The organism is Qipengyuania gelatinilytica, from assembly GCF_019711315.1.
GTDB lineage: Bacteria > Pseudomonadota > Alphaproteobacteria > Sphingomonadales > Sphingomonadaceae > Qipengyuania > Qipengyuania gelatinilytica.
On record NZ_CP081294.1, the window covers coordinates 1,256,697 to 1,269,863 of the forward strand.

General features: G+C 64.2%; 15 protein-coding genes and 1 tRNA gene. 6 read left to right on the plus strand and 10 right to left on the minus strand.

Features of this window, described 5'->3' with window-relative positions; all coding sequences use genetic code 11:
* Positions 1-12 precede the first annotated feature (12 nt).
* Both K3136_RS06215 and K3136_RS06220 read left to right on the plus strand, forming a co-directional pair.
* Positions 13-1,065: a methyltransferase domain-containing protein gene (locus K3136_RS06215; RefSeq protein ID WP_221432001.1), complete on the plus strand. Its 1,053-nt coding sequence runs from the start codon at positions 13-15 to the stop codon at positions 1,063-1,065.
* The gene (locus K3136_RS06220) at positions 1,059-2,075 is read left to right on the plus strand and encodes an SDR family oxidoreductase (protein WP_221432002.1); all 1,017 of its coding nucleotides are present in this window, start codon (positions 1,059-1,061) and stop codon (positions 2,073-2,075) included. The genes K3136_RS06215 and K3136_RS06220 overlap by 7 nt, the downstream gene beginning before the upstream one ends.
* 9 nt (positions 2,076-2,084) lie before the next feature.
* Here the strand turns inward: K3136_RS06220 and K3136_RS06225 are convergent, their stop codons facing one another.
* From K3136_RS06225 to K3136_RS06235, 3 genes are all read right to left on the minus strand, one after another.
* Positions 2,085-2,807 (minus strand): glycosyltransferase, encoded by a 723-nt coding sequence (locus K3136_RS06225; protein WP_221432003.1) that lies wholly within the window; start codon positions 2,805-2,807, stop codon positions 2,085-2,087.
* On the minus strand, positions 2,804-3,379 hold the full coding sequence (locus K3136_RS06230) for a TIGR04282 family arsenosugar biosynthesis glycosyltransferase (RefSeq protein ID WP_221432004.1): 576 nt from the start codon (positions 3,377-3,379) through the stop codon (positions 2,804-2,806). Before K3136_RS06230 ends, K3136_RS06225 begins: the two co-directional genes overlap by 4 nt.
* A 55-nt stretch (positions 3,380-3,434) precedes the next feature.
* A tRNA-Lys gene (locus tag K3136_RS06235) sits at positions 3,435-3,510 on the minus strand.
* 91 nt (positions 3,511-3,601) lie between these two features.
* Between K3136_RS06235 and K3136_RS06240 the strand changes: the two genes are divergently transcribed.
* Positions 3,602-4,195 (plus strand): LbetaH domain-containing protein, encoded by a 594-nt coding sequence (locus K3136_RS06240; protein ID WP_221432005.1) that lies wholly within the window; start codon positions 3,602-3,604, stop codon positions 4,193-4,195.
* On the opposite strand, the gene folK is transcribed toward K3136_RS06240, so the two are convergent.
* Positions 4,161-4,646: a 2-amino-4-hydroxy-6-hydroxymethyldihydropteridine diphosphokinase gene (gene folK / locus K3136_RS06245; protein ID WP_221432006.1), complete on the minus strand. Its 486-nt coding sequence runs from the start codon at positions 4,644-4,646 to the stop codon at positions 4,161-4,163. The genes K3136_RS06240 and folK overlap by 35 nt on opposite strands.
* A gap of 48 nt (positions 4,647-4,694) precedes the next feature.
* Between folK and K3136_RS06250 the strand changes: the two genes are divergently transcribed.
* Positions 4,695-6,110, plus strand: a complete 1,416-nt coding sequence (locus K3136_RS06250) for a M20/M25/M40 family metallo-hydrolase (protein ID WP_221432007.1) — start codon at positions 4,695-4,697, stop codon at positions 6,108-6,110.
* Here the strand turns inward: K3136_RS06250 and K3136_RS06255 are convergent.
* From K3136_RS06255 to K3136_RS06270, 4 genes are all read right to left on the minus strand, one after another.
* On the minus strand, positions 6,107-6,529 hold the full coding sequence (locus tag K3136_RS06255) for a hypothetical protein (RefSeq protein ID WP_221432008.1): 423 nt from the start codon (positions 6,527-6,529) through the stop codon (positions 6,107-6,109). The two genes, K3136_RS06250 and K3136_RS06255, sit on opposite strands and share 4 nt — an antisense overlap.
* 4 nt (positions 6,530-6,533) lie before the next feature.
* Positions 6,534-7,397 carry an N-carbamoylputrescine amidase gene (gene aguB, locus K3136_RS06260; RefSeq protein WP_221432009.1) on the minus strand — a complete coding sequence of 288 codons (864 nt, stop codon included), beginning with the start codon at positions 7,395-7,397 and terminating at the stop codon, positions 6,534-6,536.
* Positions 7,398-7,409: 12 nt separating this feature from the next.
* A complete protein-coding gene (locus tag K3136_RS06265) occupies positions 7,410-8,177 on the minus strand; it encodes an SIMPL domain-containing protein (RefSeq protein ID WP_221432010.1) in 768 nt (255 codons plus the stop codon).
* Between the two features lie 73 nt (positions 8,178-8,250).
* Complete coding sequence (locus K3136_RS06270; protein WP_221432011.1) at positions 8,251-9,075, minus strand: class I SAM-dependent methyltransferase; 825 nt, start codon at positions 9,073-9,075, stop codon at positions 8,251-8,253.
* 103 nt (positions 9,076-9,178) lie between these two features.
* Between K3136_RS06270 and msrA the strand changes: the two genes are divergently transcribed.
* Both msrA and K3136_RS06280 read left to right on the plus strand, forming a co-directional pair.
* Entirely contained in the window at positions 9,179-9,715 is a 537-nt protein-coding gene (msrA, locus tag K3136_RS06275; RefSeq protein WP_221432012.1) for a peptide-methionine (S)-S-oxide reductase MsrA, read from the plus strand.
* Between the two features lie 23 nt (positions 9,716-9,738).
* Complete coding sequence (locus K3136_RS06280; RefSeq protein ID WP_221432013.1) at positions 9,739-10,686, plus strand: NAD(P)/FAD-dependent oxidoreductase; 948 nt, start codon at positions 9,739-9,741, stop codon at positions 10,684-10,686.
* Positions 10,687-10,742: 56 nt separating this feature from the next.
* Here K3136_RS06280 and K3136_RS06285 read toward each other — a convergent pair whose 3' ends face one another.
* Positions 10,743-11,621, minus strand: coding sequence for an OmpA family protein (locus K3136_RS06285; protein WP_247711453.1), 879 nt, complete (start codon positions 11,619-11,621; stop codon positions 10,743-10,745).
* 277 nt (positions 11,622-11,898) lie between these two features.
* Positions 11,899-13,137 (minus strand): RsmB/NOP family class I SAM-dependent RNA methyltransferase, encoded by a 1,239-nt coding sequence (locus K3136_RS06290; RefSeq protein ID WP_221432015.1) that lies wholly within the window; start codon positions 13,135-13,137, stop codon positions 11,899-11,901.
* Positions 13,138-13,167 lie beyond the last annotated feature (30 nt).

Consider the following 13,167-nt stretch of genomic DNA (forward strand, 5'->3'; position numbering starts at 1 on the left):
GCATCCGGTTACATGAATCTGGAAAATTCGCAGGACTATTACGGCAAGGTCCTCGCCACCTCTGCCGATCTGAAAACCGATGCGTGCTGCACTGCCGAGGCACCGCCGCCTGCGGTGATGGACGCCATGCGCAATGTGCATGAGGACGTGCGCGCACGCTATTACGGCTGCGGCCTTGTCGCCCCGCAGGCCATCGCGGGATGCAACATCCTCGATCTCGGCTCGGGCAGCGGGCAGGACGCCTATATACTCGCGCAGATGGTCGGCGAGAGCGGCTCGGTCACCGGCGTGGACGCGACCCCCGAACAGCTGGCCGTGGCGCGGAGCCACGAGGAATGGCACTGTGAGCGCTTCGGCTATGCCACATCGAATGTCCGCTTCATCGAAGGCGATATCGAGAAACTGCTCGAACTCGATCTTCCCGAAAACCACTTCGACGTGATCGTATCGAACTGCGTGATCAATCTGGTCGCCGACAAGGGTGCGGTATTCGATGCCGCTTATCGCCTGTTGAAGGAGGGCGGCGAGCTCTATTTCTCCGACGTCTATTCCGAACGGCGCGTGCCGCAAGAATTGCAGTCCGACCCGGTCTTGCACGGCGAGTGCCTGTCGGGGGCTCTGTATTGGGGCGATTTCTTGGACCTCGCAAAGCGGGCAGGCTTTGCCGACCCGCGCCTCGTTACCAGCCGCCCGCTCGGCATTGACGATGCGCAGATCGCGGCGAAGCTCGACGGGATCGCCTTCCATTCGGCAACATACCGCCTGTTCAAGCTGTCGGGACTGGAAAGCCAGTGCGAGGATTACGGGCAGGCCGTACGCTACAAGGGCACGGTCGGCGGAAACGAGCGCGTGTTCGAACTCGACGGCCATCATCATATCGAGGCGGGCCGGATATTCCCTATCTGCGGCAACAGCTGGAAGATGCTGGCCGACACCCGCTTTGCCGAACATTTCGAATTCTTCGGCGATTTTTCGACCCATTACGGCGTCTTCCCCGATTGCGGCATTGCCATGCCTTTCGGCGTCGACGGCAACGTACCCGACACGCCGGCAGCCTGTTGCTGAATATCCTCGTTACCGGAGCGGCCGGCCTCCTCGGGGGTGAGGTCTGCAAGCGGCTGGCCGATCAGGGTCACCGCGTGACCGCGCTCGTCCATCGCAATCCGGAGGTGCGCGCAAACGATGGCGCTGCCGTGTCTGTCACAAGGCTGGCGGGCGACGTATCGAAGCCGCAACTGGGCTGGACCGATAGCGAATTCGAGACGGTCGCCGAAGCGCACGACCTGTTGATCCATTGCGCCGCGACCGTCCGCTTCGACCTCGAGGAGTCCGATTACCAAGCGGTCAATGTCGATGGTGTGCGCAACGCCCTGTCATTGGCCGAGGCGGGCGGGATGGACTTCCTCCATGTCTCCACCGCCTATGTCTGCGGGACGCGCGACGGAGCGATACTGGAGGCCGACCCGCTGCCCGAAGGCGGCTTCGCCAATGGCTATGAAGCCAGCAAGGCTGCGGGCGAAAGGCTCGTACGCGCAAGCGGAACACGCTGGGCGATCGCGCGACCCTCTATCGTGGTGGGCGAGCACGCAAGCGGCCGGATCCGCCAATTTGACACCACCTATGCTGCCTTTAAACTGATTGCCGAGGGCCGGGTGCGGCACATGCCTGCTCGCGAAGGGGCCACGCTCGATTTAGTTCCGCTCGATCACGTAGTCGGCGGGATCACCGCCATCGCGGCGGACATGGAAAAGGCCGCGAGCGGGACATTCCACCTTGTTTCGGGCCAGCCGCTTCCCGTCGAACGCTTCACCGGTGTGATCGGCAGCTACGAACAATTCCACGAGCCCGAACTGGTCCCGCCCGAACGTTTCGATCCGACCATGCTGCCCGCGCTCGAGCGGCGGCTCTTCAAGCGTGTTGCCGGCCTCTATGCGAGCTATTTCCAGCGCGATCCGCATTTCGACGATGCCGCGTTCCGCGCATTCGCTGGTGAACCATGCCCAGAAACCGGCGAGGCCTTCATAAGCCGCCTTATCGATTATTGCATTGCCGACGGGTTCCTGCCCGAAGCGTGAGCCTGCTGCTCACCGCACATCGGGATAGTGTTTCGCCATCCGGCCGCGCAGGCCGAAGGCCCACATCATGCCGACCTTGAAGTATATCCAGTTCGCCTTGAGCGGGCCCCATGCCGCGATCCTGCGGTCCGAGGTGTAGACCCTTCGCCGCACCATCTTCACCCGGCCCAGCCGCGCGAGTTTCACGCACAGGTCTGCCTCTTCCATCACGGCGTCGCCGGGCGTGCAGCCACCCACTGCAAGGAAATCGTCGCGCCGGAAAAACATTGCGTGATCGCCGAAGAGCAGTCGGACGCCGCGAAAGAACAGGTGCGGCCGCGTCAGCAGCGGGGCGTACCAGGTCTTTGCCCAGTTATGGATCGTCGTGCCCCAGCGGGTCTTCTCCGGACCGCGAATGACCGGCGTGAAACTCGCCAGCGCGATCGTATCGTCCGCCAGCGTTTTCTCGACAACGGCAACCATGTCGGAGGGAGGACAGGTATCGGCATGGACCACGCACACCAGCCTCCCCTCGGCTGCTTCGACCCCTGCATTGATCTGCTTTGCCCGCCCTTGCTCGCAGGCCATCACGCGCCAGCCTGCCATGCGCGCGATTGCGCAGGTCTCGTCGCTACTCCCGCCGTCGACCAGCAGGATTTCGTGAGGTTTGGGATCGAGGCACTCGAATGCTGCTACGAGATCCGGCAGGGCCTTGGCTTCGTTCAGCGCAGGGATCAGCAGTGTAACACTCATTGCAGTTCGGGCCACTGGGCGAGGTCTTCGCCGGTATCGATGTCCGCCAGCTCGGGCAGCACTGCCGGGCCATAGCCATGCGCCGCCAGGCGGGCGAGCGTTTCGGGCAGCACTTTGGGCGTGCTCCATTCCATGTCGTCGAACAGGAAAGGGACCGGCTCGGTGAAGCCGATAAGGTAATAGCCGCCGTCATTGGCAGGGCCGAGCACGACGCGGCGATCATCCAGCGCTGCTGCAGCAGCCTGCAGCAGCGGCACGGAAAGCCCCGGACAATCGCTGCCGATCAGCATTGCCGGCGCCTCGACCCGTCCCATCTTCTCGCCAAGGTCGCCCTCGCCCTGATCGACCACGCTGGTGTCTTCGCCGAACAGCTCGTGGAAAGCCGCGATCTCCCCGCCAGTCACGCGCAATTCGAAGTCCAGCCCGCTCTCCCGGGCCACCTCGACCGTATGCGCCAGCAGGCGAGCATAGATTCGCGCCGCGCCCTCTGCGCCCACGGCCGGGATGAGACGCGTCTTCACTTTGCCCGGCACGGGCAGGCGAGCGAATATCGAAAGTTTCGGGGAAGCCATCGCAGCGCAGGATAGCGCGCTTGTCGTAAGGCGAAAGGGGCGATGGGAAGAAAGGTGGTGAGCCGTGCTGGGTTCGAACCAGCGACCTACTGATTAAAAGTCAGTTGCTCTACCGACTGAGCTAACGGCCCGACCACGGGCGCTCCCCTAGGCAGGTGAGCGATGGGGGTCAAGCATGCTTTGGCTTGCCATTCGCCCCATCCGCCACTTAGGTCGTTCCCGATGTCAGCCAAGGGATCAACTTCGCAGCCGCTCGATGCGAAAGGCGCAGGCAGCGCCAGTGGCGGGCCGTCCTTTTCGCTGGTGAACAGGATTGCCCGCGTGGTGTGGCAGGTCGCGTGGCTGGCGCTCGCACGATGGACGCCGCCGCCGCTGCACGCCTGGCGCGCGATGGTGCTCAGAATGTTCGGGGCGAAGCTGGGAGGCGGCTGCCGGGTGCACGCCAGCGTCCGCATATGGCTGCCGGCAAATCTCGAACTGGGCGACAATGTCCTGATCGGTCCGGGAGCAATTCTCTACAACCAGGGCCGCATCGCGATCGGCAGCGATGCCGTGGTGTCCCAGCGCGCGCATATTTGCGCCAGCACGCATGATGTCTCGGACAGCAATTTTCAGCTGGTCCTGCGTCCCATATCGCTGGGGCCGGAGGTGTGGGTAGCGGCCGAGGCCTTTGTCGGCCCCGGCGTCACCATGGGCGAAGGCGCGGTTCTTGCAGCGCGTGGCGCGCTGTTCGAGGATGCAAAAAGCTGGTCGATCTATCGCGGCAACCCGGCCGTGAAGCTCAAGCCCCGCGTGCTGCGAGCTGGCGAAGCGTAAGCCCGGTCACGGGATCGCGCCATCGCGGTGCGACTTCTGCCGCTGGTCCTAGTACGAAATCGCGGCCGCGAAACTCCGGATGGGGTATTGCAAGGTCGGGCGTGTTCCACACCCCGCCGCTCCACAAGACGATATCGAGATCCAGGGTACGCGCGCGCCATTGTGCGCCACGGCGGCGACGCCCGAAAGCATCCTCTACCGACTGGAGGAGGGCCAGCATCTCGCCGGGCGCATGCCTCGAGGCGACCAGCGCAGCGCCATTGGCATAGCGCCTCAGCGAGGGACCGACCGGCAGGCTCGGGCGTATGCGCGACACTTCGCGCAGCACCACGCCCTCGGCATCCAGCGTCTCGAGCGCGGCGCGCAGCACTGCCCCCGGACCGCCGATCCGCGGTACGCGCATGTTCGATCCCAGCGCGATGACATAGCTGTGGCTGCTTGCGCCCGTCATCCCCCGCGCCTAGCCTCGCGTCGCAGCAAAGCAAAGGGAGGATGAGCCATGCGGCTTGCAGGTTTGTTGGTGGCTGGCGCAGTCGCCTTGTCGGGAGCGCCCGTATTCGCACAGGAACGCGACCGGACCGAGCACGAACAGCGCGTCTACGATATCTACCGTGACATCATCGCATTCCGCACTGCCAAGGGACACGGGCAGGTGGACGACATGGTCTCCTACCTCACCGGGCGTCTGTCCGAGGCCGGCTTTGCCGATGAAGATATCATGGTCACCGATTACGACAGCGAGGGCGATCCGACCCAGGGGCTGATCGTGCGGTACCGTGGTGACGGGTCTTCGGGCGAGAAGCCGATCGTGCTGCTCGCGCATATGGATGTCGTCGATGCCCTGCCGGAAGACTGGGTGCGCGATCCTTTCACGCTGACCGAGGACAATGGCTATTTCTACGGTCGCGGGACGATGGACAACAAGTACGGGGTCGCCAATCTGACCGGCACTTTCATCCGCCTGATGGAAGAAGGCTGGACTCCCAATCGCGACCTTTACCTCGTGTTTTCCGGTGACGAGGAGACCGGGATGGTGTCCACCCGGGCGCAGGCCAAGTGGGTGGCGGAGAACGTCGATCCGGCCTTCGTGCTCAATTCCGATGCCGGGGGGATCGGTCTGAGAGACGATTACGCGCCGCTCGCCCAGCGCGTGCAGGCAGCGGAAAAGACCTTCGTTACCTATGAGCTGACCGTCACCAACCAGGGCGGTCATTCTTCGCGGCCGCGCAAGGACAACGCGATCTACGAACTCGCCGATGCGCTGCAAAAGGTGCGCAGCTACGAGTTTCCCGTCCGTGCGACGCCGCTGACGCGCAGCTATTTCGCGGCCCTTGGGCAGGCAGTACCCGGCGAACTCGGAGCCGCCATGCGCAGCTTTGCGGAAAATCCCGAGGATGCGGCTGCGGTGGCCACACTCCGCTCGGTGCCCGAGTTTCTCGGCACCACGGGGACGACCTGCGTGGCAACGATGCTACGGGCAGGTCACGCCGAGAACGCCCTGCCCCAGACTGCGACGGCGACCGTCAATTGCCGCGTCTTTCCCGGCGAGGGCGTCGAGCTGACCCAACAGCGCCTGGCAGAGGCAATCGGCAATCCGGACGTCGAGATCGTAATGCTGGGCGAGCCGACAGAAAGCCCCGAAAGCACGCTGCGCGAAGATGTCAGCGGGGCCTTGGCAAAATCGCTCACGGCGCGCTTCGGGCAGCCGCTTCCGATCGTACCCTACATGGAATCGGGCGGGACCGACGGTATGCATTACCGAACGCTGGGATATAACACCGTGGCGATCAGCGGCGGCGCCAGCAGGCCGCAGGATGTCTACGCCCACGGGCTGGACGAGCGGATGCGGGTCGATGCCTTCTACGCCGGCCTCGACCACTGGAGCATCATCCTGAAAGAGCTTGCCGGGAGCTAGAACAGCTCGTTGGGCACTTCACGCGCGCCAAACTCGCCCAGCGAGAGGCGCCGCTTGAGCTTGAGGAAACCCTTGCCCTCTTCGGTATAGGGCACGGCGATATTGGCCGAGAAATTGGGTGCCCTGAGCAGCACGGCGACCTCGGCATCATCATGCCGGTCGAGCGCGATGGCGCAGGCCTTCACGGTCCCTTCCGCCACGCGTGGGCGCAGGATCGCGAAAAGGCGGTCGATCACGGTGCGCCTCCCGTCGATCGTGTCGGTATCGAGCACGGCGACATTGTGGATCGCGCCGGTGCCGCGCAGCTCGAAGACCAGCGGGTGGAAATGCCCGTCCTTCTCGATCCGCCCGACGGCCGCTTCGAGGGCCGCGGTAAAGAGGTGATCGAGCTGGTCCTGTGTGATGGCGCGACCCTGCAAGATGCTAGATATCCTCGCAGATACGCCCGTAGAGCTGCGGGCGGCGGTCGCGGAAGAAGCCCATGCCGGCCCGGTGCTTCGCCGCGCGGTCGAGGTCGAGCGTCGCGACAAGGGCGCCGCTGTCCGAAGCGCCATATTCTTCCAGCAAATCGCCCCACTCGTCCGAGATGAAGCTGTGGCCGTAGAAGCTCTGCTGGCGGTCGGCCGGGCCTTCATGGCCGATCCGGTTGGCTGCACATACGGGCATGCAGTTCGACACCGCATGGCCGATCATCGCGCGGCGCCACATGCGGCTGGTGTCGAGATCGGCATCATAGGGCTCCGAGCCGATGGCCGTCGGGTAAAGCAATACCTCGGCGCCCTTCAGCGCCATCACGCGGGCGCATTCGGGATACCACTGGTCCCAGCAGATGCCGACGCCGATACGCGCCCCGAAGACGTCCCACACCTTGAAGCCGTCATTGCCCGGGCGGAAATAGTACTTCTCCTCGTAGCCCGGGCCGTCAGGGATGTGGCTCTTGCGATAGGTGCCCATGATCTCGCCATCGGGCCCGACCATCGCAAGCGTGTTGTAATAATGATGGCCGTCGCGCTCGAAGAAGCTGGTCGGGATTGCGACGCCCAGCCTCTTTGCAAGCTCCTGCATCGCCCTGACGCTCGGGTCATCGGCCAGCGGCCGGGCGCGGGCGAACAGTTCCTCTTCCTCCTCACGGCAGAAGTAATCGGCGGCGAAGAGCTCGGGCGGCAGGATCACCTGCGCGCCCTTGCTTGCGGCCTCTTCGACCAGCGCGGACACGGCAGCGATATTGTCGGCTTCGTCCGGGCGGGCGAGCGGCAATTGCAGGACGGAAACGGTCAGTTCTCTCATGGGAGAGATGCGTTATTTCTCCCGAAGCGCGAAGTCTACCTGGATATAGACGTTGGAGCGGGTGGTGCCGACCATCATACCGGGCGATCCGCTCTCCGGACGCGGGCCGAGGGCGATCGGCGGAGGGGGCGGCGCGACGGGCGCGGTCCGCTGGACCATCGCCTCGTTCATCACCTCGGCACCGCGCAGCCAGGTGTTGCCCTGCTGCCCGCCCGCATCGCGGATATAGAGCACACGGCTGATTTCCATGCCCGCAGCTTCGGCATAGGCCTCGGCACGGGTGCGCGCGGCCTTGTAAGCGTCTGCATAAGCAAGGTTCGCCACTGCTTCGGGATCGCTCATCGTCAGGCTTGGCCCGCCAAGGACATTGGCTCCGGCCTCGGTGACGGCTGTGATTGCGGCGCCTGCCGCATCGGGATCGTCCATCGTTACCTGGAAGACATTGCTCGCCTGGTACTGGCCCTTGCGGTCGCCCCAGGTAATGCGCTGCACGGAGACATTCTGCGTCTGGATGTCGTCTTCGGCCACACCCATTTCGCGCAGGGCTGCAACGATCTCGGCCAGCTTTTCGGCATTGGCCTCGCTGGCAGCCGTGGCGCTGCGCGAGAAAGTTTCGACGCCCGCATTGAATTGCGCACGGTCGGGGCGGCTTTCGGCCTGCCCGCTGGCGCTGACGGACAGCAGCGTTTCGCCATGATCGACGCCGCGCGCCTCGTCGGCACGGTCGCTGCAGGCGGCGAGCACAAGCGGGGCCGCTGCGGCAAGAATCAGTTTTTGCATGGAAAATCCCTCCGATGTAACACTATCACATCGGAGGGATTGCAGGGTTCAGATTAACGCTGGATGGACGCGATCAGTCGGCTTTCTTGAAAAGCAGCGTCATGCGGTCGCTTTCGCCGATGGCGAGATAGCGGTCGCGGTCCTGGTCGCCGTAGCGAAGGACGGGAGGGAGGGTCCAAACGCCGCCCTCCCAATTCGCCGGGTCCTTCGGATTGGCGTTGATCTCGCTTTCGGCCACCAGCTCGAACCCGTTGGCTTCGAAGATCGCCACCACGTCCTGCGTGCGCATATAGCCACGCTGGTTGGCGCCGTAATCGTCGTAGCTGGCCCCTTCGGGCGCACGGTGCTGGACAACGCCAACCATGCCATCGTCCTTGAGCATGACGCGCGCGGCCTTGAGGACCGCGTCCGCTTCATTGCCGATGTTGAGGCCGTGCATCGAGCGGAAGATCAGCACGCGATCGACCGTGCCGGCGACATCATCGGGCATCTCGTCGATTTCGAATGCCTTTACGTTGTCGGAATTGATGCTCGCCTGATCGGCTGCGGCTTCGAGGAAGCTTTCGGTCCAGCCCTTGGCGCGCGCCTCCTGTGCGCGGTCGCGATAATTGCCGCCGTCGCTGTCGGGATTGAAGGCGATATAGGTGCCAGCTTGCGAGATATAGGGCGCCAGGACGCGCGTGTACCATCCGCCACCGGGGCCGAACTCGGCAACGGTCATGGTCGGTTCGACGCCGAAGAATTCGAGCGTTTCCGCCGGGTGGCGATACTGGTCGCGCGCACGGTCTTCATCGCGCAAGTCGGCGGCGAGGACCTCTTCGAGGTCGGGTGCATGATCGTCGGCAGCAAGCGGGGTAGCAATCATCGCGGCAGCCGCGACAGAAAGGAACAGGCGCATATTTTCTCTCCTCGGGGAAATGCGAAGCTGTCCCTGCCCGTGCAGCAGGCGGATGACAAGGTGGTTACCGCTTCCTACATGAGGCGCCGAGAAGGAGATTTGCATGGCTCAGGAACAGGTAATCGTCGCAGGCGGATGCTTCTGGTGCACCGAAGCGGTGATGAAGGACGTGATCGGCGTGAGCGAGGTCGAAAGCGGCTATATCGGGGGCGACAAGCCCGACCCGACCTACAAGGAAGTTTGCACCGGCAGCACCGGTCATGCCGAGGGTGTGCGCGTCACCTTCGACAGCGAACAGATCACGCTCGACCAGATCCTCGACGTCTTCATGGGCACGCATGACCCGACCCAGCTCAACCGTCAGGGCAATGATGTCGGCACCCAATATCGCAGCGCAATCTTCCCGACCGATGACCAGCGCGAGGCCGCCGAAGAAGCCATCGCCCGCTGGAACGAAGAGCACCCAGGCCAGAGCGCGGTGACTACCATCGAGACCGGCGAATGGTATCCGGCCGAAGACTACCACCAGGAATATTGGGAAGGCGAAGGCCAGCGTAACCCCTATTGCCAGGCCGTGATCCCGCCCAAGCTCATGAAGCTGCGCAAGAGCTTCCAGAAATATCTAAAAGCAGACGCCTGACGGCCCGGGACGCAGGCTGCCTGATGAAGATTGCGATCATTGGCGCCGGCATGGCCGGCCTAAGCTGCGCCAAGCGGTTGCGCGAAGGCGGGCATGAGGTCACGCTACACGACAAGGGCCGCGGCCCCGGTGGGCGCATGTCGACGCGGCGGATGGAGGTGGACGGCGAGACCGTGCGCTTCGATCATGGCGCGCAATATTTCACTGCCCGCGATACCGGCTTCAAGGAGCAGGTAAGCGCATGGCATGCAGCCGGCATCGTGGCCCCGTGGAAGGCCGGTGGCGACGATGCATGGGTCGGCACGCCCGGCATGAACGCGCCGATCCGCGCCATGGCCGAAGAGCTCGGCGTGCGATTCTCACATCGCGTCGAGAGTATCGCGAAGCATGATGGTGCATGGCGGCTCGAAGGCGAGGGTATCGAGCCCGCGTCATACGATGCGGCCATCATCGCCGTTCCAGCCGAACAGGCCGCTCCCCTGCTCGCCCCGCATCGCGCAGATTGGAGCGATCTGGCGGCAGGGACTGTCTCCGACCCCTGCTGGACCCTGATGCTCGCCTTCGATCAGCGCGTCGCCCACCAAGCTGACGCTGTTCGCGACGCCGGGCCGATCGGCTGGGCAGCAAGGGACAGTGCGAAACCTGAGCGCGAGACTGGCGAACGCTGGGTGGTCCAGGCCGACCCGCGCTGGTCAGCCGAGCATCTTGAAGACAGTACCGAGGAGGTCTCGACACTCCTGCTGCGGGAATTCGCATCGGCGATCGGTCAGGACCTTCCCGTTATCACGGCCAGCAGCGCGCATCGCTGGCGCTTCGCCAAGTCTGGGCGCGCCGGCGCAGGGAAGCTGTGGGACGAGGACTTGCGTCTCGGAGCATGCGGCGACTGGCTGATCGCGCCGCGGGTCGAGGCGGCCTTCATGTCGGGCCGAGCGCTTGCAGAAGCGATCCTCTCCCGAGACTGTCAGACATAAAAAACGGGGCGGACATCGCTGCCCGCCCCGTTCGAAAGTCTTGTGTTGCCGCAGGCTTAGCCTTCAGCTTCCTCGGTCGCCTTGCTGACGAGGATGTTGATCGAGACGCGGCGGTTCTGTGCCTTGCCTTCGGGCGTGCTGTTGTCAGCTGCCGGATCCGATTCCGACATACCGGTCGGGGTCAGCATGCGCCAGGGCTGCCAGCCGCACTTCTGCTGCAGGTAGTTCACGACGCGGCCTGCGCGGCGCTCGGACAGGACCTGGTTGTAGTCTTCGTCACCATCGGAATCGGTGTAGCCGACCACGAGCAGGAGAGCGTTGTCCATGGCTTCGGCCTGCGAAGCGATGTCACAGATTTCGCGCTGACCGTCAGCCGAGATGTTCCACTTGCCGCTGTCGAAGTAAACGTTGGTCACGCCGCGGACGTTGTACTGGTCGATGTTCGCCATGCGGCCACGCAGTGCTTCTGCAGCAGCAGCGTTGGCGTCGATGTCGGTGCGGTGCTCTGCGAACTGCTGAGCGGTCGCGCCGCGGATCATGGCTGCGGTTTCGAGGTCGCTTGCCTTGAGCTTGATCTGGCTGGCAACGAGGCCACCCGAGAACTGGAGCGTTTCGACTTCGACCGGCAGGCCGTTCAGCAGCTGGCGCGAGGTCAGCTTCTTGCTGCTCAGGCCGAGGAAGCCGCCGGTCGCCTTGATCTCGGTACCGTCGTCGATGATGATATCGGTACGGGTGCCGTTCTCGAGCGTAACGGTCATGGTGTCGCCGGTGCGTGCGGTGATGATGCCTTCGACTTCCGGGCCTTCGGTCATGGCCTGGCCGTAGACGTCGATGTTGGTGTTCTCAGCAGCAGTTTCCTGCGCCGAAAGCGTCATCGGAAGCGCGAGCGCGCCAAGCAGGAGGGGGATCCCTGCGGTCTTCGTAATTGCAGTCACTTTCATACTCCTTCAATCCGCGACGGTCGGCTGGTGCGATATTACGGCTTCTTGCCCGGCCGCTCTTTGGTTGGAGCATGCCGGCCGTCGGTATTCAAATCGGTTGGCTTGTCTGGGTTAGGCGGCGCTGGAGGCCGCGCATTCGTTCGATGAAAAGCTGATTGTTGCCCTGATGCTTTCTAAAAAGTGAATGGCAAGCTTGGCGGCAGCGCAAGGGGGGCGGTTCGGCCCGCTGGTGCGATGAACCGTTTAAATCCTGCCTTTTTTCTGCCCTTTTTTAGTCGGGACAGACCATCCTCGCGATGAAGAATCCATCGATTCCCCCGTTTTCAGGCAGCATCCCGGGGTCGGTCCTGACCCAGCCGGAATCGTCCGGCTGAATGCCTTCGGGCAATTCGTCGGCGGCAATCGGGGCGGTCGGCAGCGAAGTTTGCGCGGCGCGATCCTCGCCTTCCTCGCGTTCGAGCGAGCAGGTGGCATAGACCATCTGACCACCCGGCTTGAGCCAGCCAGCTGCCTTCTCGAGCAGGGCCGCCTGAAGCTCGGCCATCCCCTCGATCTGCCGCTCGCCGATCCGGTGGAGCACATCGGGGTGGCGCCGCGCGGTACCCGTCGCAGTGCAGGGTGCGTCGAGGAGGATGGCGTCGAACGTGTGTTTCGGCTCCCACTCCAGCGCATCGGCGCGCACCGTGCTCGCCTTCAGTCCAGTGCGCTTGAGATTGACCTTGAGCAGGTCGAGCCGCCGCTTCGAAATATCGAGCGCGGTCACCTTCCAGCCTTGCGCCGCCAGTTGCAGCGTCTTTCCCCCCGGTGCCGCGCACAGGTCGAGCACGTGCCGCCCCTCGCCAGCCCCGAGCAGGCGCGCGGGCAGCGAGGCGGCAAGATCCTGCACCCACCAGGCCCCCTCTTCGAAACCGGCGAGCTTCTCGATGTTCTCTCCGCGCGCGAGGCGCAGGTGGCCGGGCATCAGGCTGTCGGCGGCAAGCTTCGCCTTCCAGACCTCGGTCTCTTCCGGGTTTTTCAGCGTCAGGTCGAGCGGCGGCGGTTCGGCAAGGCCGCCTGCAATCGCCCCGGACCGCTCACCCCAGCGTTCTGCCACATCGGCAGACAGCGTCGGCGCGGCCGGAAGCGAGACCTCGCGCTTCGACAGGGTCGAGAAGACCCCATGCGCCAGCCTGCGCGGGCCACCAGCCAATAGCGGGAGACAAGTCGCAATGACCGCATGCGGCGGCGTATCGAGCCGGAGCCATTGGGCCAGCATCATGCGCAGCACCGTGCGGGCCTTGGAATCGTCCGGAAGCGGTTTCTTCGTCGCGCTGTCTATCAGGCCATCGAGATCGACCAGCCAGCGCAGCACTTCACTGGCGATCGCGCGGGAAAGCGCCTTGTCCTCGAACTTGCGAACGTCCTTGGTTGCAGGGCCGAAGGCGATGTCGAGCGTCTCGCCGCGGCGCAGGACCGCATCGAGCAGGCGGAGCGCGGCGCGGCGCGCGTGGATTCCGGGAGGCTGTGCCATTGGCACCGGCCCCTACCCGCACTTGAAACA